At 63.6% G+C, this 18450-nt stretch carries 19 protein-coding genes; 10 read left to right on the forward strand and 9 right to left on the reverse strand.

Features of this window, described 5'->3' with window-relative positions; genetic code table 11:
- Window positions 1-129 precede the first annotated feature (129 nt).
- Window positions 130-1065, forward strand: coding sequence for a LysR family transcriptional regulator (locus AWB75_RS15865; RefSeq protein WP_061125030.1), 936 nt, complete (start codon window positions 130-132; stop codon window positions 1063-1065).
- Window positions 1066-1080: 15 nt separating this feature from the next.
- Here the strand turns inward: AWB75_RS15865 and tam are convergent, their stop codons facing one another.
- On the reverse strand, window positions 1081-1860 hold the full coding sequence (tam, locus tag AWB75_RS15870; protein ID WP_061125031.1) for a trans-aconitate 2-methyltransferase: 780 nt from the start codon (window positions 1858-1860) through the stop codon (window positions 1081-1083).
- Window positions 1861-2155: 295 nt separating this feature from the next.
- On the opposite strand from tam, the gene AWB75_RS15875 reads away from it, so the two are divergent.
- Complete coding sequence (locus AWB75_RS15875) at window positions 2156-3382, forward strand: sensor histidine kinase (protein ID WP_061125032.1); 1227 nt, start codon at window positions 2156-2158, stop codon at window positions 3380-3382.
- 57 nt (window positions 3383-3439) lie between these two features.
- Here AWB75_RS15875 and ahpF read toward each other — a convergent pair whose 3' ends face one another.
- A complete protein-coding gene (gene ahpF, locus AWB75_RS15880) occupies window positions 3440-5026 on the reverse strand; it encodes an alkyl hydroperoxide reductase subunit F (protein ID WP_061125033.1) in 1587 nt (528 codons plus the stop codon).
- Between the two features lie 158 nt (window positions 5027-5184).
- Window positions 5185-5748, reverse strand: coding sequence for an alkyl hydroperoxide reductase subunit C (ahpC, locus tag AWB75_RS15885; protein WP_061125034.1), 564 nt, complete (start codon window positions 5746-5748; stop codon window positions 5185-5187).
- Between the two features lie 170 nt (window positions 5749-5918).
- Here ahpC and AWB75_RS15890 point away from each other — a divergent pair, with 170 nt between their 5' ends.
- The gene (locus tag AWB75_RS15890) at window positions 5919-6647 is read left to right on the forward strand and encodes an NADPH-dependent F420 reductase (protein ID WP_268807834.1); all 729 of its coding nucleotides are present in this window, start codon (window positions 5919-5921) and stop codon (window positions 6645-6647) included.
- A gap of 166 nt (window positions 6648-6813) precedes the next feature.
- Window positions 6814-7482, forward strand: a complete 669-nt coding sequence (gene ribA, locus AWB75_RS15895) for a GTP cyclohydrolase II (RefSeq protein ID WP_061125035.1) — start codon at window positions 6814-6816, stop codon at window positions 7480-7482.
- Window positions 7483-7491: 9 nt separating this feature from the next.
- Here ribA and AWB75_RS15900 read toward each other — a convergent pair whose 3' ends face one another.
- From AWB75_RS15900 to AWB75_RS15915, 4 genes are all read right to left on the reverse strand, one after another.
- The gene (locus AWB75_RS15900) at window positions 7492-8226 is read right to left on the reverse strand and encodes a 2OG-Fe(II) oxygenase (RefSeq protein WP_061125036.1); all 735 of its coding nucleotides are present in this window, start codon (window positions 8224-8226) and stop codon (window positions 7492-7494) included.
- Window positions 8227-8308: 82 nt separating this feature from the next.
- Complete coding sequence (locus AWB75_RS15905; protein WP_061125037.1) at window positions 8309-8803, reverse strand: hemerythrin domain-containing protein; 495 nt, start codon at window positions 8801-8803, stop codon at window positions 8309-8311.
- A 130-nt stretch (window positions 8804-8933) separates the two neighbouring features.
- Window positions 8934-11255 (reverse strand): ATP-dependent DNA helicase, encoded by a 2322-nt coding sequence (locus AWB75_RS15910; protein WP_061125038.1) that lies wholly within the window; start codon window positions 11253-11255, stop codon window positions 8934-8936.
- A 31-nt stretch (window positions 11256-11286) separates the two neighbouring features.
- The gene (locus tag AWB75_RS15915) at window positions 11287-12690 is read right to left on the reverse strand and encodes an aminotransferase-like domain-containing protein (protein WP_061125039.1); all 1404 of its coding nucleotides are present in this window, start codon (window positions 12688-12690) and stop codon (window positions 11287-11289) included.
- A gap of 146 nt (window positions 12691-12836) precedes the next feature.
- Here AWB75_RS15915 and AWB75_RS39165 point away from each other — a divergent pair, with 146 nt between their 5' ends.
- The 4 genes from AWB75_RS39165 to AWB75_RS15930 are packed head-to-tail and all read left to right on the forward strand — an operon-like array spanning window position 12837 to window position 15303.
- Window positions 12837-12968, forward strand: a complete 132-nt coding sequence (locus tag AWB75_RS39165) for a hypothetical protein (RefSeq protein WP_268807835.1) — start codon at window positions 12837-12839, stop codon at window positions 12966-12968.
- Window positions 12969-13000: 32 nt separating this feature from the next.
- Complete coding sequence (locus AWB75_RS15920) at window positions 13001-14524, forward strand: FAD-binding oxidoreductase (protein ID WP_061125040.1); 1524 nt, start codon at window positions 13001-13003, stop codon at window positions 14522-14524.
- On the forward strand, window positions 14521-14883 hold the full coding sequence (locus tag AWB75_RS15925) for a hypothetical protein (RefSeq protein WP_061125041.1): 363 nt from the start codon (window positions 14521-14523) through the stop codon (window positions 14881-14883). The genes AWB75_RS15920 and AWB75_RS15925 overlap by 4 nt, the downstream gene beginning before the upstream one ends.
- Before the next feature lie 51 nt (window positions 14884-14934).
- A complete protein-coding gene (locus tag AWB75_RS15930) occupies window positions 14935-15303 on the forward strand; it encodes a DOPA 4,5-dioxygenase family protein (protein ID WP_061125064.1) in 369 nt (122 codons plus the stop codon).
- Between the two features lie 56 nt (window positions 15304-15359).
- On the opposite strand, the gene phaP is transcribed toward AWB75_RS15930, so the two are convergent.
- Window positions 15360-15926, reverse strand: coding sequence for a TIGR01841 family phasin (gene phaP, locus AWB75_RS15935; RefSeq protein WP_235012118.1), 567 nt, complete (start codon window positions 15924-15926; stop codon window positions 15360-15362).
- A gap of 618 nt (window positions 15927-16544) precedes the next feature.
- Here phaP and AWB75_RS15940 point away from each other — a divergent pair.
- Complete coding sequence (locus AWB75_RS15940) at window positions 16545-16772, forward strand: helix-turn-helix domain-containing protein (RefSeq protein ID WP_235012119.1); 228 nt, start codon at window positions 16545-16547, stop codon at window positions 16770-16772.
- Between the two features lie 55 nt (window positions 16773-16827).
- Here the strand turns inward: AWB75_RS15940 and AWB75_RS15945 are convergent, their stop codons facing one another.
- Window positions 16828-17766, reverse strand: a complete 939-nt coding sequence (locus AWB75_RS15945; RefSeq protein ID WP_061125044.1) for a DMT family transporter — start codon at window positions 17764-17766, stop codon at window positions 16828-16830.
- 334 nt (window positions 17767-18100) lie between these two features.
- On the opposite strand from AWB75_RS15945, the gene AWB75_RS37725 reads away from it, so the two are divergent.
- Window positions 18101-18268, forward strand: coding sequence for a hypothetical protein (locus AWB75_RS37725; protein ID WP_235012120.1), 168 nt, complete (start codon window positions 18101-18103; stop codon window positions 18266-18268).
- The last annotated feature ends 182 nt before the right edge of the window (window positions 18269-18450 follow it).

Raw genomic sequence — 18450 nt, forward strand, 5'->3', positions numbered from 1 at the left:
TTGCGATGAGTGATTCGTGGCGGACCGGTTGTACGATGACTCGCCCTGTGCCGACTATACGGTCTCGCGCGCGCCGCTGTATAGTGAAAGCTTTCCATCGCATGATCGCTTTTTGGAATCACCCGGCTCATGAAGAATACGCTGGACGTACTCATGTCGCGGCTGCGCATGAAGCAGTTGCAATTGCTGATCGCGCTCGACGATCACAAATCGCTGCACAAGGCGTCGGGCGCGATGTCAATGACGCAGTCCGCCGCGAGCAAGGCGCTGGCCGAACTCGAATCCATGCTGGAAGCGCCGCTGTTCGAGCGCGCGAAAACCGGGCTGATCCCGAACCCGTTTGGCCGCTGCGTCGTGCGCTACGCGCGCGTGCTCGCCGCCGATCTGAACGCGCTGTGCCAGGAAGTCGCGCAGATCCGCGCGGGCACGGGCGGGCGGCTGACGGTCGGCACGATCATGGGCGCGGTGCCGGACGTCGTCGCGCCGATCGTCAACGAGATGCACGCGAAGCATCCGGATCTCGCCATCGAGATCGTCGAGGATACGAGCGCGCGCATGCTGCCGATGCTCGATGACGGCCACGTGGACCTCGTGATCGGCCGGTCGAGCGTGTCGGATCAGCCGTCGAAGTATCACTATCAGCCCCTCACGGACGAGCCGCTGTGCATCGTCGTCGGGCACGCTCACGAGCGCACGGGCGCGGGCGAAGTCGGTTTCGGCGATCTCGCGCAGTACCGCTGGGTGACGTATCCGAGCTATATGCCGATGAGCGCGCTGCTCGAGCGCGAATTCGACCTCGCCGGCCTGCCGATGCCCGCCAATCCCATTTCCACCGCCTCGCCGCTGATGACCGTGACGCTGTTGCAGGAGAGTCCCGAACTCGTGTCGATTCTGCCGGCGAGCGTCGCGAAAGTCTTCGAGCGCCACGGCATGCTGCGCATCCTGCCGGTGCGCATGAAGTCGAAATCGCAAACTTTCGGCATCGTCACGCGCAAGGGCGGCGCGCTGTCGCCGGCGGCGCGGCAGTTCGTGCAGATGTTGCGCGATCAGAGACGGCCGCACTGAGCGTTGCGCTGCGGGTCAGCGCGTCGCGACGATGAAAATGCGCGGGAAGGGCAGCAAAACGGTGTCGTCGTCGAAGACGGTGTATTCGGCTTTCAGCCCGGCGCGATAGCGGTCGAGATAGGCGGCCGTTTCGTCTGCGTCGAGTTTCGCGAGAAACGGACGCAGCCCGCTGCCCCTGAACCATTCGATGATCGCATCGACGCCGCCTTCGAGCGGATGATGGTACGTCGTGCGCCACACGTCGACGTTCGCGCACAGCGGCTTGAGCAGCGCGTAATACCAGTCCGCCCGATAGCGCGCGGTGCGCTCCACGCCTTTTAGCCTGTCGCGCCACGGACCGTCGGCGGCGACCTCGCGCATCAGCCGGTGCGCGGGTTCGTCGAGATTGTCGGGCATCTGCACGGCGAGCCGCCCGCCGTCCGAAAGCATGCCGACGAGCTTCGGCAACAGCGTCTCGTGGTCCGGCACCCACTGCAGCGACGCGTTCGCGAGAATCAGATCGACGGGGCTTTCGGTTCGCCATGCGGCGATATCGGCGAGCTCGAAACGGACGTCCGGCAGACGCTTTTTCGCCGCGTCGATCATGTCGCCGGAATTGTCGACGCCGATGACGCGCGCGTGCGGCGCATGGGCGAGCAGCGTTTCGATCGAGTTGCCGGGGCCGCAGCCGAGGTCGACGGCCGTGCGCGCGGTTTCGGGCTGAGCCGCGCTCAGGAGATCGCGGACGGGGCGCGTGCGTTGCGCTTCGAACAGCGTGTATTGCCGGGCTTGCCAGTCTGTCGATGATGTCGTCATATCGGGTTCCAGTCGGTTGCCTGATGGATACAGGCGCGATTTTGAACGCCCGAGCGCATACCGTAAAATGAATTCGCGCTGCAAATCATCAGGCTATGAATGGAATGCTGAATCTGGCGGACGTGGCGAAAGTCCAGGAGAAAACTCGGATTTGCGCCTTCGGCACGGGCATCAGCCTATACTGGCGAAGCATTCGCGGGCGGCTCCGGGGCGGCCGCCCGGAATATCTTTCGACTGCATATCACGATCACCACGCGCGCCGCATCCGGCGCCAAAAGCAATCGGGGACTCGCAGATGAGCGACACGTCAGTCGGCGGCTTGAGCGGTCTCGTGGCCGCGCTGCGCCAGCAGCAACACGCGCTCACCGAGCAATGGATGAAGCTCGTGTTCGGCGATCAGGAGGTCGAACATTCGGATCAACTCACGTATCGGCAGCTCGCGGATCATCTGCCGAGCATTTTCGACGAAATCTGCATCGTGCTGGAATCGCGCAATCTGCGTGACCAGGAAGGCGCGATCGAGCGCGACGCCCGCCAGCATGGGCAATGGCGCTGGCAGCAGGGTTACCGTGTCGACGAACTCGTGCGCGAGCTCGATCTGTTCCGTCAGGTGCTGCTGCTCGCGATCGGCGAGTACGCCTGCACGCACGAAAATTTCTCCCGCGCCGACGAAGAGCACGCCCGCCTCATGACCGACGAGGTCGTGAGCTTCGTGACGCTCGCGTCGATTCGCGAGGCGATCGGCGAGCGCGACCGCAAAATCGACGAATACACCGGCATGCTGGAGCGCGCGAACTACGAGCTGACGCTCAGGCAAAAGCTCATCAGCGATCTCTACGAAACGCGCATGCAGATCACGCGGCGCGTCGCGCACGATCTGCGCAATTTTCTGAACGTATTCTCGACGGCGCTGCAACTCGCCACGCGCTCGCCCGCGAAGCGCGACACGGCGCTCGGGCTCGCCAACCGGCAGGTCGCCGACATGGCGACGCTCGTCGATGAAATGGTCGAATACTCGAAAGTGCTCGGCGACGATTCGGTGCTGACCGTCGAAGCGTTCGATCTCGTCGGCCTCTTCGACGAACTCATGCAGGCGTGCCGCGTCGCGACCGAGACGAAGGGGCTGAAGCTCATCGGACACTTCGACCCGGCGCTCGGCACGGCGACGTCGAACCGGCTGAAGGTTAAGCAGGTCGCCCTTAATCTGCTATCGAACGCGATCAAGTACACGTCGTCGGGGGAAATTCTGCTGTCGATCACGGCGGTGCCGGGTGACCGGTGGAAGCTGCTCGTCGCCGATACGGGCGTGGGCATCGGCGCGGCGGATCAGGAGCGCGTGTTCGAGGAATTCGAGCGTGCCGCCGATGACGACATCCCCGGCGCGGGGCTCGGGCTTGCCATCGTCAAGGAATTGTCGCGCACGCTCGAAGGGGAGTTGCGGTTCCAGTCATCGAAGGGACACGGCAGCGTCTTCGAGGTGACGTTTCCGCGAGTGCTGGTACCGAAAGCGCAAGCGCAATAAAAAAGGCGGACGGGTTGCCCCGTCCGCCTCCGGTCACTTCGACGCCTGACTAAACGCTCAGGCCGCCGCTTCTTCTTCGACCACTGCTTCGTCTTCCACCGACGCGCGGATCAGGTGATCGAACGCCGAAAGCGATGCCTTCGCGCCTTCGCCGACCGCGATCACGATCTGCTTGTACGGCACCGTCGTCACGTCGCCCGCGGCGAACACGCCCGGCGCCGACGTCGCGCCCTTCGCGTCGACGACGATCTCGCCGAACTTCGACAATTCCACGGCGCCCTTCAGCCATTCCGTGTTCGGCACGAGACCGATCTGCACGAACACGCCTTCCAGTTCGACGTGATGGCTCGCGCCCGTCGCGCGGTCCGTGTACGTGATGCCGTTGACCTTCTTGCCATCGCCGGAGATTTCCGTCGTCTGCGCGTTCGTGACGATCGTCACGTTCGGCATGCTGCGCAGCTTCTTCTGCAGCACCGCGTCGGCGCGCAGCTCCGTGCCGAACTCGATGAGCGTCACCGCCGCGACGATGCCCGCGAGATCGATCGCCGCTTCCACGCCGGAGTTGCCGCCGCCGATCACCGCGACGCGCTTGCCCTTGAACAGCGGGCCGTCGCAGTGCGGGCAGTACGCCACGCCGCGGCCGCGATACTCGCGCTCGCCCGGCACGTTGATTTCACGCCAGCGTGCGCCCGTCGACAGGATCACGGTCTTCGCCTTCAACACCGCGCCGCTCGCGAGATGAATCTCGTTGACGCGGCCCGGCACGAGCTTGTCGGCGCGCTGCACGTCCATCACGTCGACTTCATAGCTCTTGACGTGCTGTTCCAGCGCCGTCGCGAACTTCGGCCCTTCGGTTTCCTGCACGGAGACGAAATTCTCGATGGCCATCGTGTCGAGCACCTGGCCGCCGAAGCGCTCCGCGACGACGCCCGTCGCAATGCCCTTGCGCGCCGCGTAGATCGCCGCCGCCGCGCCTGCCGGGCCGCCGCCGACGATCAGCACGTCGAACACCGGCTTGTTTTCGAGTTCCTTCGCCGCGCGCGCCGATGCGCCCGTGTCCAGCTTCGCGAGAATTTCCTTCACGCCCATGCGACCCGAGCCGAAGCTCTCGCCGTTGACGAACATCATCGGGACGGACATGACCTGGCGCGCTTCGACTTCCTGCTGAAAGAGGGCGCCGTCGATCGCGACGTGCTTGATGCGCGGATTGATGATCGCCATCACGTTCAGCGCCTGCACGACTTCCGGGCAGTTCTGGCACGACAGCGAGAAATACGTTTCGAAGGCGAAGTCGCCGTCGAGATTGCGAATCTGCTCGATGGTGGCGTCGTCGAGCTTGATCGGATGGCCGCCGGTCTGCAGCAGCGCGAGCACGAGCGACGTGAATTCATGGCCCATCGGGATGCCGGCGAAATGGATGCCCGCGGCCTTGCCCGGCTCGCCGATGGTGAAGGACGGACGACGCACGCTGGCGTCCTCTTTCTCGACGACGCTGATCCGTGCGGACAGCGAGGCGATCTCGTCGAGCAGGCTTTTCAGCTCGCGCGACTTGTCGCCGCCGTCGAGGAAGGCGACGAGTTCGATCGGCCGGGTGACTTTTTCCAAATACGCTTTTAACTGGTTCTTGAGATTGGCGTCGAGCATGGCGATGTCCGTTCCTTGACTGCGTGTTGCAGACGCGTTGCGCCGCGACGCTGCGAAATTCGCAGCGCCGGACGAACGCTTTCTTCTGGATGAACCTGCCGCAGAAGCGCGGCAGGTTCGATACGGCGACTCGTAGAGGGTACGAGCGGGGTACGAGCTTAGATCTTGCCGATCAGGTCGAGCGACGGGGTCAGCGTTTCAGCGCCCGGCGTCCACTTGGCGGGGCAGACTTGGCCCGGGTTCTTCGCGATGTATTGCGCAGCCTGAACCTTGCGGAGCAGTTCGCCCGCGTCACGGCCGATACCGTTGTCGTGCACTTCGCACAGCTTGATCTCGCCTTCCGGGTTGATCACGAACGTGCCGCGCAGCGCCAGGCCTTCTTCTTCGATCAGAACGTCGAAGTTGCGCGAGATCGCGAGCGTCGGATCGGCGATCATCGGGTATTCGATCTTCTGGATCGTGTCCGACGTGTCATGCCAGGCCTTGTGCGTGAAGTGCGTGTCGGTCGAGACCGAGTAGATTTCGACGCCGAGCTTCTTGAACTCTGCGTAGCGGTCAGCCAGGTCGCCCAGTTCCGTCGGGCACACGAACGTGAAGTCGGCCGGGTAGAACACGAACACCGACCACTTGCCCTTCAGGCTTTCGTCGGTGACGGTCACGAATTCACCGTTGTGGTAGGCGGTTGCTTTGAACGGCTTGACTTGGCTGTTGATGATGGGCATTTACCGGTTTCCTTTTGGAGTGGTGGTGAAGAAGTCAGTGAACTATACAGTAAAACTATCGTAATCGCGAAGTGGATTGATTTTATTGGTGGGATAGGACGAATCTATCGCGACGATATGACTCGCTGCACTACGCTTGCATCAAGCATCGCGCGTATTCGATTGACGTGGTGGCTTACATCTCGATTTCAACTGGAGGCGGTATGAAAATCGGAATAATCGGCGCCGGGAATATCGGTTCCGTTCTGGCTTTGCGGTTCGGTGAAAACGGTCATGACGTGCGGATCGCCAATTCGCGCGGTCCGGCGTCGCTCGCGGATATCGAGCGGCAAACCGGCGCGACCGCCGTCGAGGCACGCGACGCGGTGAAAGACGCGGACGTGGTCGTCGTCACGATTCCGCAGGCGAAGGTGCCGAACCTGCCGAACGACCTGTTCGCGGGCGTGCCGGCGAGCGTCGTCGTCATCGACACGGGCAATTACTATCCGCAGCAGCGCGACGGGCGCATCGAAGCCATCGAGAAGGGCACGCCGGAGAGCCGCTGGGTCGAGCAGCAGATCGGCCGTCCGGTCGTGAAGGCGTTCAACAATATTTATGCGGATCACCTGAAGACGCGCGGCAAGCCCGCGGGCACGCCGGGGCGCATCGCGCTGCCCGTCGCGGGCGATGATGCGAAGGCGAAAGCCGTCGTGATGAAGCTGGTCGACGAAATCGGCTTCGATGCCGTCGATGCGGGCGAAATCGACGATTCGTGGCGTCAGCAGCCCGCGACGCCCGTCTACACCGGCGACTTCGACGCGGCCGGCGTGCGCGCGGCGCTGAAAAACGCCGACCCCGTGCGCAAGCCCGAATGGCGCGCGACCGACGGCAGCCCCGGCACGTTCGAGCGTCCCGCGTGAGCGCAGCGGGGGGCGGATTAAGCGGAACGCCCGTACGGGAAAGCGCGGGAAGCGGCGTGCGCCGTGCGACAATCTGCAAACTTTCCCGATGGGCTTTACCATGACGAACCGGGCTGGCGCAGTTATCGAGCCAAAAGTCCCGGCGTCGTGGACTCGCAGATTGACTATGAAAACCGCTTCTCCCCCGCAGGACGTGCAGGACACGCTACATCGCTTCGGCGAGTGCGACGAGTGCGCGGATGTCGAACTCGTCGCAACCGCCACCATCCCGACGCGCTACGGCACGTTCGGTTCGTATGTGTATCGCGTGAAGCATACGGACGTCGAGCACATCGCCTTCGTGATGGGCGACGTGAGCGGCGGCGATCCGGTATTGACGCGCCTGCATTCGGAATGCGTGACGGGCGATGTGTTCGGCTCCTACCGCTGCGACTGCGGCGAGCAACTGGATCTGGCGCTGCGCTATATCGCCGCCGAGAGCCGCGGCATTCTGCTGTATCTGCGCGGGCATGAAGGCCGCGGCATCGGCCTCGCGAACAAGATCCGGGCGTACGCGCTTCAGGAGCAAGGTCTCGATACCGTCGATGCGAACCTGCATCTCGGCCTGCCCGACGACGCCCGCGAATACGATTCGGCCGCCGCCATCCTGCGCGCGATGAACGTGAAGTCGGTGCGGCTGATGAGCAACAACCCGTCGAAGTTCGACACGCTGCTCAAACACGATATTCCCGTCTGCGAACGCGTCGCGCTCGCCATTCCGATGCGCGAGGAAAACGAGCGCTACATCAAGACGAAGCAGGCGCGTTTCGGCCATTACTTCGACGAGAACGAATAACGCGCGGCCTCACTTCGCGTCGTGAAAAATCACCCCGAGCATATGCCGCCGCCCCGAGCGCAGGCGGCTCACGCCATGTTTCATATTCACGCGATACGGCCCGCGCGTGCCTTGCACCGGCCGATGATGCACCGCGAAGAACACCGCATCGCCCTGTGAAAGCGGCACGACTTCCGCGCGCGACTGCATCCGTGGGCGCTGTTCGGTCATCACGAATTCGCCGCCGCTGAAATCGCGGCCGGGCGCGGAAAGCAGGATCGCCATCTGAATCGGGAACACGTGCTCGCCGTAGAGATCCTGATGCAGACAGTTGTAATCGCCGGGCACGTAACGTAGCAACAGCGGCGTCGGCCGCGTCTGCCCCGCGCGATGACAGCGCTCGATGAACTCCGCGTGCTCGCGCGGATAGCGCGTCTCGATGCGCATCGCCTCGTTCCAGCGATTCGCAATCGGCGCGAGATGCGGATAGACCGCGTGCCGCACGCCTTCCAGCGTATCGGGCAGCGGATACGCGAAATACTTGTATTCGCCGCGCCCGAAACCGTGGCGCTCCATCACGACACGGCTGCGGAACGCATCGTTGCGATCGTAAAGCGTGGCAAGCGCCTCGCATTCGTCGCGCGAGAGCAGTCCCGGCGCGACGGCGCAACCGTAGCCGTCCAGTTGTGCTTCGAGACCGGCCCAGTCGAGCGCGCCGATGCGTTCGCCAATATCTTCCGCCGCCGCGCGTTCGAGCACTTTCATATCGTTTCTCCGGATGTGCGTGAGTCTGCCTGCAGTGTGCGCTGCGCACGGGAGTCATGCACTCCGGGTCTTGCTCTGAAATTCAATGCGCCAACGCAGCTTCCGCGATGCGCTCGCGCAGCACCGCCTTGCGCGCGGCCATCTTCGCGCCGAGCGTGACGAGATCGATCTGCATCTTGCGCATTTCCGGAAACAGCGTGGTTTCCTCTTCGTCGATGTGGTGCGTCGCATTCGCCTTCAGCACCTTGAAGGTCGCATCGAAACCGTCTTCGCCGGCTCTCAGCGTCGCGAATCGCTCGATCAGCGCCATCACCAGAAAATGCCCGACGTAGGCCTCGTCGACGTCGACGCGCTCCTGCGAGGCAAGCGTCTCCTGCGCAGCCGGATACAACAGTTCTTCCTCGACGATCGTGTGGATCGTCAGCAATTCGCACGCGCGTTGCACGAGCGAGTTCTTACGTTCGTTGTCGCCGGCGTCCGCGCGTTCGAAGGCATCGAACAGTTGTTCGATCGCGCGATGATCGGCTTCGAGCATGTCGAGCGCATCGGCGGGTCGCGGGGTATGAGCGATAGACATGGGGTTCTCCAATAGGGGCTCTGCCGGTCCGTGGGGACATCTCCGTGTCCCTGAGGCGTCGGTGTCTAGCAAGACGAATGCCCGCGAATGGATCAGCGAATGGATCAGTTAACGGCGGCGCCCGCCGCGTCTAAATAGTCGATTCCCTCGACGTGCTCAAGTCCCGTTGCCGCAGCACTTTCACCTGCCACCATGCGGGCAGCAGGCGTCGCACCTCGGCGCGCGCGAAGCGGTCGTCGATGAGATAGAGCACGCCGCGATCGAGCGGCCCGCGGATCACGCGTCCGGCCGCCTGCACGACTTTCTGCAAGCCGGGAAACAGGTACGTGTACGCGTAACCCTCGCCGAAGGCCTCGTGCATGCACGCCTTCATCTGCTGATTGACGGGATTCAGTTGCGGCAGGCCCAGCGTCGCGACGAACGCGCCGATGAGCCGCGAGCCCGGCAGATCGATCGCCTCGCCGAACGCGCCGCCCAGCACCGCGAAGCCGACGCCGCGGCCATCGGGCACGAAGCGCGCGAGGAATTCGCGTTGCGCCGCCTCGCTCATCGCGCGCGATTGCTGCCAGCATGGAATCGACGGATGCCGCGCCGTGAGCGCCGCCGCGACCTGCGCGAGATACTCGAAGCTGCTGAAAAAGCTCAGATAGTTGCCTTCGGCGCGGAAAAACTGCGCTGCGATCAGATCGGCGATGCGATCGACGGAGCGCTCGCGGTCGCGATAGCGCGTCGAAAGATCGGCGATCGCGCGCACGTCGAGTTGATCGGCGGAAAAGGGCGATTCGACATCGATGCGCACGTTCGATGCCGGCAAGCCGAGCGTATCGGCGTAGAAATGCGCGGGCGTGAGCGTCGCGGAAAAGAGCGCGACGCTGTGGGCGCGCGCGAAACGCGGCGCGAGATGCGGCGCGGGAATCACGTTGCGCAGGCACAGCACGGCGTTGCGCTTCTTCGCGTTCGATGCTGCGCCGGTCAGCGTGATATCGAAGATCGAATGCGTGCCGAAGCGCTCGGCGATGCGCGCGAAGTGCACGGCATCGAAATAGAAGCGCAAGGTGTCGGGCGTGAAGACGTCGGGCTGCTCGCCGAGCGTTTCGGTCATTAGCGAAAGGGCCTGGCCGAGCGCGGTCAGAAAGCGCGCGGGCGCTTCCGTATGCGCCGCGTATTCGATGTTCGACGCGTGTTGCGCCGCCGCCGTCTCGCTCCAGCATCGCGCGACGCGATTCAGCGCTGCCTTCAGCAATGGCGGCGCGGCCCGGCGCATCGCGTTGAAGGCGGCCTGATCGAGCGTGGCGGAATACATGCCGCGCGCGCGTTCGACGAGGTTATGCGCTTCGTCGACGAGCACCGCGACGCGCCAGCGATTCGCCTCCGCGAGCGCGAAAAGCATCGCGCTCGTATCGAAGTAATAGTTATAGTCGCCGACGATCACGTCGCCCCAGCGCGACAACTCCTGGCTCAGATAGTACGGACAGACCTCGTGCCGGCGCGCGACGTCGGCGATGGCCGCGCGATCGAGCTGCGCGCGGTCGAGCGCGGCGGCGCGCGCATCGGCGAGACGATCGTAGAAGCCGCGCGCGAGCGGACACGATTCGCCGTGACACGCGCGATCGGGATACTCGCAGGCCTTGTCGCGCGCGACGAGCTCGACGACGCGCAAGGGCGTGGCGGCGAGCGTCGTCAGCGCATCGAGGGCGAGCTGGCGTCCCGCGCTTTTCGCAGTGAGGAAGAGGATTTTGTCGAGCCGCTGGCCCGGCCACGCCTTCAGCAGCGGGAAGAGCGTGCCGACCGTCTTGCCGCTGCCCGTCGGCGCTTGCGCGGCCACACAGCGCCCCGACACCGCCGAGCGATACACGGCTTCGGCGAGCGCACGCTGGCCCGGCCGAAAATCCGCGTGTGGAAAGGCGAGCGCCGTGAGCGCGGCATCGCGGGCCGCGCCATGTGCCAGTTCCTGCCGCGCCCACGCGATGAAGCGCTCGCACTGCGCGTCGAAGTGCGCGGCGAGCGCGGCCGCAGTCTGCGTCTCGACGAGCACGCTTTCCGTCTGATCGACGATATCGAAATACACGAGCGCGATCTCGATGGATTCGAGCCCGAGCTTGCGGCACATGAGATGCCCGTAGACGCGCGCCTGCGCCCAGTGCAGATGCCGATGATTCTGCGGCATCGACTCCAACTTGCCGCGATGCGTCTTGATCTCTTCGAGCCGATTGATCGCGGGATCGTAGCCGTCGGCGCGGCCCCGCACGAGCAGCGGCCCGAATTCCGCTGAAAGCGAAATTTCCTTCTGATAGCCCGCCGCGCGCCGGCCCGTGACCGTCACATGGCCCGCGACGCCTTCCTGCGCGCTCGGCGTGGGCGTGAAGCGCAGATCGAGATCGCCCTGTTTGGCCGTGAACTCGCACAGCGCGCGCACGGCGACGGTGTAGGCGGGCTCGGATACTGTATGCATGTACAGCAGTCTAGCATGCGGAAATCGCCTTTCAGGACGCCGCGCGCAGCAGTTCTCCGAGCGTTTTCATCGCGTTTTCGATCTGCGGCGACCACGGATGGCCGAAGTTGATGCGCACGTAATTCCCATACGCGTGGCGCGCGGAAAAGATCGGTCCGGGTGTGACGTTGATGCCGTCTTCGAGCGCTCGCCGATGCAACTGCATCGCATCGACGTGCTCTGCGAGTTGCAGCCACAGGAAGTAGCCGCCGTCGGGCTGTTGATAAATGATTTGAGAAGGCAGCCAGCGCGCGATGGCGCTTTCCATCGCGTCGCGTTGCGTGAGGAGCGCGCCGCGCAGCTTGCGCAAATGCTTGTCGAAACCGCCGTGCTGCAAATAATCGGCGATGCCCGCCTGAATCGGAATGCTGGTCGAGATGCTCGTCATCAGCTTGAGACGGCGGATTGCATCGGCGAAGCGGCCGGCCGCGACCCAGCCGAGCCGATAACCCGGCGCGAGCGTCTTCGAAAGCGACGCGCAATGCATCACCAGACCTTGCGTATCGAAGGCTTTCGCGGGCGGCGGACGGTCCTGCGCAAAATGCAGTTCGCCATAGACATCGTCTTCGATGAGCGGAACGTCGTGCTTCGCGAGCAACGCGACGAGCGCGCGCTTCTTCTCGATGGACAGCGTGACGCCCGTCGGATTCTGAAGGTTGGTCATGAACCAGCACGCGCGCACCGGATGCTTGTGCAGCGCTTGCGCGAGCACGTCGAGATCGAGGCCGTCGCGTGGATCGACGGGAATCTCGACCGCGCGCAAGCCCAGATGCTCGACGGCCTGCAACGCGGCATAGAAGCACGGCGATTCGATGGCGACGACATCGCCCGGCTTGGTCACGGCCATGAGGCAGAGCGTGAGCGCTTCCATCGCGCCGTTCGTGACGATGAGTTCGTCCACCGGCTGCGCGATGCCCATGCCGATGTAGCGCAGCGCGATCTGCCGCCGCAATGGTTCGTTGCCCGGCGGCATGTCGACGACGGTGCTCCACGGATCGAGCATGCGCGACGCGTGCGCGAGCGACTTCGCGAGGCGCGCCAGCGGAAACAGTGTCGGCGATGGAAACGCGGAGCCGAGCGGCACGACATCCGGACGCTTCACGGCATCGAGCACGGAGAAGACGAGACTGCTCACGTCGATGGGCGCGGGTTCTTTCAGCGTCGCGCTCTCTTTTGGCGCGAGCGCCGCGCCCGGCGCGACGTAATAGCCGGAACGCTCGCGCGCGCGGATCAAACCCCACTCTTCGAGCAGGTAGTACGCGCGAAAGACCGTCGACTGGCCGACGCCGTATTGCGTCGTCAGATGGCGCACCGAAGGCAGGCGCGTGCCCACGGGCAACCGGCCCGCGCGAATCTCGGCGGCCATCGTGTCGGCAAGGGCTTGGTAGCGCTTCATCGCGTGCGTGATCGAAAGACCGCGCTCGGCTCGACGCGGCGCGAAATTGTCTCACACGGTTTTGCGAAGGAATATTGGCGCGCCGCCGGGCGTTTAATGAACAAGCGGCTTCATCGCCGCGTGGGGCTCTTATTTGGAGGTATGTCATGAAGCTCGCCAGAATCGCAACCGTCGTGCTCGCGCTGCTCGCCGGTCTGCTCGCGGGGTGTCAGACCGCCGACGGCGGCGCCAGCTCGTCCGGCACGACGTCCGGCAGCGGCAGCAGCGGCGGATATTGAGCGCTTCCGACGCCGCGCCGCTTCCGCCGGGCATGACGGCCGCGCAGTTTCGCGCGGCGCTCGCGGCTTTCGCGGCGGCGCTCGGCAGCGATGCCGTGCTGTCGAACGGCACCGTTTCGTATCTCGATCCGTTCGCGCCCGGCGATGCGCTCGCGCATGCGCCATCGGCCGTCGTGCTCCCGCGCGATGTCGATGGCGTGCGCGCGGCGCTCGCCGTGGCGAATCGATATCGCGCGCCGCTCTGGACCGTATCGACGGGACGCAATTTCGCGTACGGCGGCGCGGCGCCGCGCATGCGAGGCAGCGTCGTCATGGACTTGCGGCGCATGAACCGCATCATCGAAATCGACGAGACCCTGGGTTACGCGCTCGTCGAGCCGGGTGTGACGTACTACGATCTGCATCGCGCCCTCGGTTCGCCAAGGCGCTTCTGGCTCGATCCGCCCGCGGCCGGATGGGGCAGCGTGATCGGCAACACGCTCGAACGGGGCTATGGCACGACGCCTTACGGCGACCATGCGGCGAATCAATGCGGCATGGAAGTCGTGCTCGCGAATGGCGATGTGGTTCGCACCGGCATGGGCGCGATGCCCACGAGCCGCGCGTGGCAAGTGTTCAAGGGCGGCTTCGGGCCGTCGTATGACGGCATGTTCGTGCAGTCGAATTTCGGCGTCGTCACGAAGCTCGGCATCTGGCTCATGCCCGCGCCCGAGGGCTACATGATCTGCCGGTACGCGTTCGCGCGCGAGGACGATCTGGAACGCGTCGTCGATACGCTGCGTCCGCTTCGCATGGACGGCACGATGCAAAGCAACGCGGTGATCGAAAGCGCGGTGCGCTGGGCGGCGGGCGTGTCGACGCGCAGGCAGTGGTACGACGGCGACGGCGCCATGCCCGACGACGTCATAGATACGATGGCGCGCAAGATCGGCATCGGGCGCTGGAATCTGCGCTTTTGCCTGTATGGGCCGCGCGCGCTCGTGAAGGCGCGGCGCGATATCATCCACGCGCGTTTCACGCCGATCGCGGGCGCGACGCTCTTCGAAATGCCGTATCGCGATGCCTCGGTCGAGCCCGAAGGCGGCGGCGATCGCGCGCAAGTCGGCATTCCGGGACTCGAAGCGTTCAGCCTGCTCGACTGGCGCGGCGGCTCGGGCGCGCATATCGATTTCTCGCCCATCTGCCCGCCGCTCGGACGCGATGCCGTGAAGCAGGCGCGCATGGTGCGCGAGCGCGCCGCGCAATTCGGCTTCGACTATTACGGCGGCTTCACGGCGGGCGAGCGCGCGATGCATCACATTTTCGCGGCGATCTTCGATTCCGACGATCCACAGCAATCGCGCAACGCCGGTGCGCTGATCGAAACGCTGATCCGCGATGCGGGCGCGGCGGGCTACGGGCAATATCGCGCGCATCTGTCGTACATGGACCTCGCCGCCGCGCAATACGATTTCAACGATCACGCGCTGATGCGACTATCGAACACGATCAAGACGGCGCTCGATCCGAACGGCATTCTGTCGCCGGGAAAGCAGGGCATCTGGCCAGCGCGATGAACATGACGCGGCGCGCGTTTCTGATTGCATCGGGGCTGACGTGGATTCCGCCCGGCGGCGGCGTGCGAGCTTCGGTGCGTACCTGGGTCATCGACGAAGACTTGCCGCAAAGCCGCGTCATCGTGCGTCGATTGAGCGTTTCGGGCGCGCGCATCGCGTCACTTTCCGGCGATGCGGGCTGGTTGTGGATCGAGCGCTTGTCGAACGAAGCGGTGTCTTCACACGCGATCGGCGGCCTGACGCGCTTTTCCGATGCGTTCGTGCTCGCCCAACTGGGCGCGGGCACCGGCATGCGCGCGTTGCATCATCGTGAATGGACAGCGGGCGCGTTGCTCTGGACGCTCGAGCACGACCGGTAAGTCGCCGATAAAATGACACGTATCTCGATATTGCCGCGCACGGATGAAACGATGAACGCCACGGACACCCGCACGATCGCTGACTGGCACGCGCACGTGTACTTCGATGCCGTCACCCGCGACGCCGCGTGGCAGCTACGGCAAGTCATCGAGGCGCGCTTCGCGAGCGAATTGCAAAGCGGCGCATTGCGCCTCGGACGCTTTCACGAGCGTCCGGTCGGGCCGCATCCGATGTGGTCGTTTCAACTGGGATTCGGCGCCGGTCTGCTAACGCCGATGCTCGCCTGGCTCGCGCTGAACCACGGCGCGCTCGATGTCTTCATGCATCCCAACACCGGCGACGCGCTCGTCGATCATCGCGATTCGGCGGTGTGGATCGGCCGCTCGCACGTGCTCGTGCTCGACAGACTGATCGCCTGATGCGCGAATAGAAAAAGGCGGAACGCGTCCGCCTTTCTCCGAAACGTCCCGCGCAATTATTTCTTCGCGCTGGCCGCCTTCGGCGTCACGACGCGCACGGCCGTCTGGCTTGCGACGCTGGCGTCGTTCTGCGCGGCTTCGACCACTTGACGCGCAGCCTTGCGGGCCGCTTCGTAAGCCGAATTCGCGGATTCCGTGGCGGCATCGATCGCGGATTTCCACGCGGAAACCACCGCTTCGCTGCCGGCCGGCGCATTGCTCGCCAGGCTTTGCACGAACGCCTGCACGTTGCGCTGCGACTTCTCGATCTGATCCTGCGCCGCCTCGAGATAGCCGCCGCGAACGCCCGTGGCGATTTCATAGACGTTCAGCCAGTACGCCTGCACGCGCTTGGCGCTGTCCTGAAGATGCTGATTCTGAAGCGCGAAGAATTCCTGCGGATCGCGCACGGAAAACGACCTGGCGACGAGCGCCTGATGCTCGTCGAGCACCGTCCTGACCGTGCGCACGTTCAGGTCGACCAGCTTTTCGAAACCTTCGACGGCTTGGGCGGCGAGACCGAAAGTCGTATTGACTCCCGCCTTTTGTGACGCGATGACGTTTTCCGGCGCAAGACTGCTCATGCTCGACTCCATATGGATGTTCCCCATTGATAACGCGATGAATTGTGCAGTGCAGCGAATAGCCTTATTTTAAGGCAAGCAGATGAAGTGTCAATTACGTTTTCCCCGCTTGACTTTAAAGCATGCGGCCATAAATTCAAAAATCGCTGCCTGAAGTAGATGAATAAGCTGGCTCATTTACGGCGATTGAAGTGATCAGACATCACATAATTCGAACGACCATCTTATTCGGCAGTTATTGCGCGAAAAAGAATAATTCGCCGTCTGGCCGGATGGCGAACGCGCGTTCGATAAAGCTCCGAGAGCACGCTCTGAAGCGTTGCCCTCGTAAACACTAAGCCTCAAAGTTACCGAATGCGTTGTTTCCCCACTTGACGCATTCGTGCGTCGGTTGAAACAATTCCGCACTGCAGCACGCGCGAAGTCAACCGGCGATTTATCGGCAAGCCTTTCCTGTTTTTGTTGTCACTGCCGCGTCACCGGAAATGCGTACGATTCATCTTCGCGCGAATGAGCCGGCGCTGAACGGCATAAAGATATAAATCGAGAGACTTGAAGAAAATGGGGCGACATTCCCACACCCTTGGCCACCTTGAACGTAGTCACGAAGACAACGCCTTGCGGCGTGCCATCGCAGCACGGCTCGACCGGGCCTTGCAAAAGGCGAACATCAGTTCCGCAAAAGCCGCCGGCTGGCTCGAAGTGAGCGAGCACGACGTGCAGTTCTGGCGGCGCGGCATTACGGTTCCACCGTTCTACGCGTTCAATCGCATCGCGAAGGCGCTCGATATCGATCCGCACTGGCTCTGCACGGGCCAGGCGCAGAGCGCGCATCCCGCGAACTGATCCCGTTCGCCGCGGCGGCGCTTTTCCGTGCGCCGCCGGTTACGTCCCTTGAGCGTCAGATTTCCGTCGATACCGCCGGCGCCGGCTTGCGTCCGTGCAATAGCACGGTGCCGATGCCGCTCGCGGCGATCACGCACATGCCGATGGCCATCCACTTGTCCGGCACCTGACCGAATAGCAGCCAGCTGAAGAACGCGGCGAACGCGAGCTGACCGTAGGAGAAGGGCGTGAGGATGGACAGCGACGCGCGTTTGAGCGCCTGGAGCATCAGCGCCTGGCCGAGCGTCGCCATCGTCGCCATGAAGACGACGAGCAGCCAGCTTCCCACACGCACCTCGGCGAGCGCCGGCAGCATTTCCGCCTGATCCATCCACACGAGCACGCACAGCACGATCGTCGCGACGAGCGCCGTGAGGAAGTTGGTCGTGATCGCATCGTCGACGCGCGACAGGTGGCTCGACACCACCTGAAAGCACGCGAAGGTCAGCGCCGATCCGATCGGATACGCCACGGTCCAACTGAACTGGCTGCCGCCCGGCCGCACCACGAGCAGCATGCCGATGAAGCCGAGCACGACCATCGCCCATTTGCTGCGCGGCACGTCGTCTTTCAGAAGGAGCGCGGCGAGCAGCGTGGAGATGAGCGGCGCGAGCATGGCGAGCGATGTCGTGACCGGCAGCGGCAAATGGCGCAGGCCCGCGAACGTGCATGCGGAATTCGTGAGCAGCAGCACCGCGCGCACGAATTGCAGCTTCACGGCATCCGTGCGAAAGAGCCCGAACGCGCCGCGCCGCACTTGCCAGACGCCCAGCACGATCATCTGAAACAGATAGCGCACCCAGAGAAGCGCGAGCAGAGGGACCGCGGTGCCGATCAGCTTGACGGTGGAATCGCTGGCCGCGAAGGCCGCCGTCGTCAGGATCATGATGGCGATACCGGCTCCGGTGTTATCGGTATCAATGCGGTACCGCGTCTTGCCCTCTAAGGTTGCCATCGAACTCTCGTGGGTTCGCCGCCGCGTACGACCCGGAATGAGCGCGATGCCCCGTTCCCGCGACGGCTTGAATGAAGGAGCGGTTTTTACGCCGTTGCTTCAATTCTCCGGGCATCGAACGCTGCTGGCAAGGCGACAGTAAAGTTTCCTGGCGCGCGTGTTGTGCGCAGGTGACGATGCGAGAACTGTACTAGACGGTTCGAACAATCGCCGCGTGCCGAGACCGGTCGTGCTTTTCAGTCCGAATTTCATGGCGCTGATTTTTAAGACACGGATTAGAGCTTTCCTATCTTCAACTCCCTAATATTCTCTCAACGCCGAACAACGCAGAGCAATGCAGAAAGTTATGAAGAAGAAGCAGCGCATCATCCTCGCCGCCGCAATCATGTCGATGAGTCTGATTGCCTTCATGTCGATGAACAGTGGCCGCGCCGCATTCGACATGTTTGCAATGAAGGGATCGCCCGTCGACGTGACGGCGCAGTTGGAGCAGTGGAAGTAAGGCACGTAGAAGAAAAAAGCAGTAGCAGGAAAGCAGTGGAAGGAAAGCAGTGGAAGCAAAGCAGTGGAAGCAAAGCAGTGGAAGCAAAGCAGTGGAAGCAAAGCAGTGGAAGCAAAGCAGTGGAAGCAAAGCAGTGGAAGCAAAGCAGTGGAAGCAAAGCAGTGGAAGCAAAGCAGTGGAAG

Source organism: Caballeronia catudaia (genome assembly GCF_001544755.2).
GTDB lineage: Bacteria > Pseudomonadota > Gammaproteobacteria > Burkholderiales > Burkholderiaceae > Caballeronia > Caballeronia catudaia.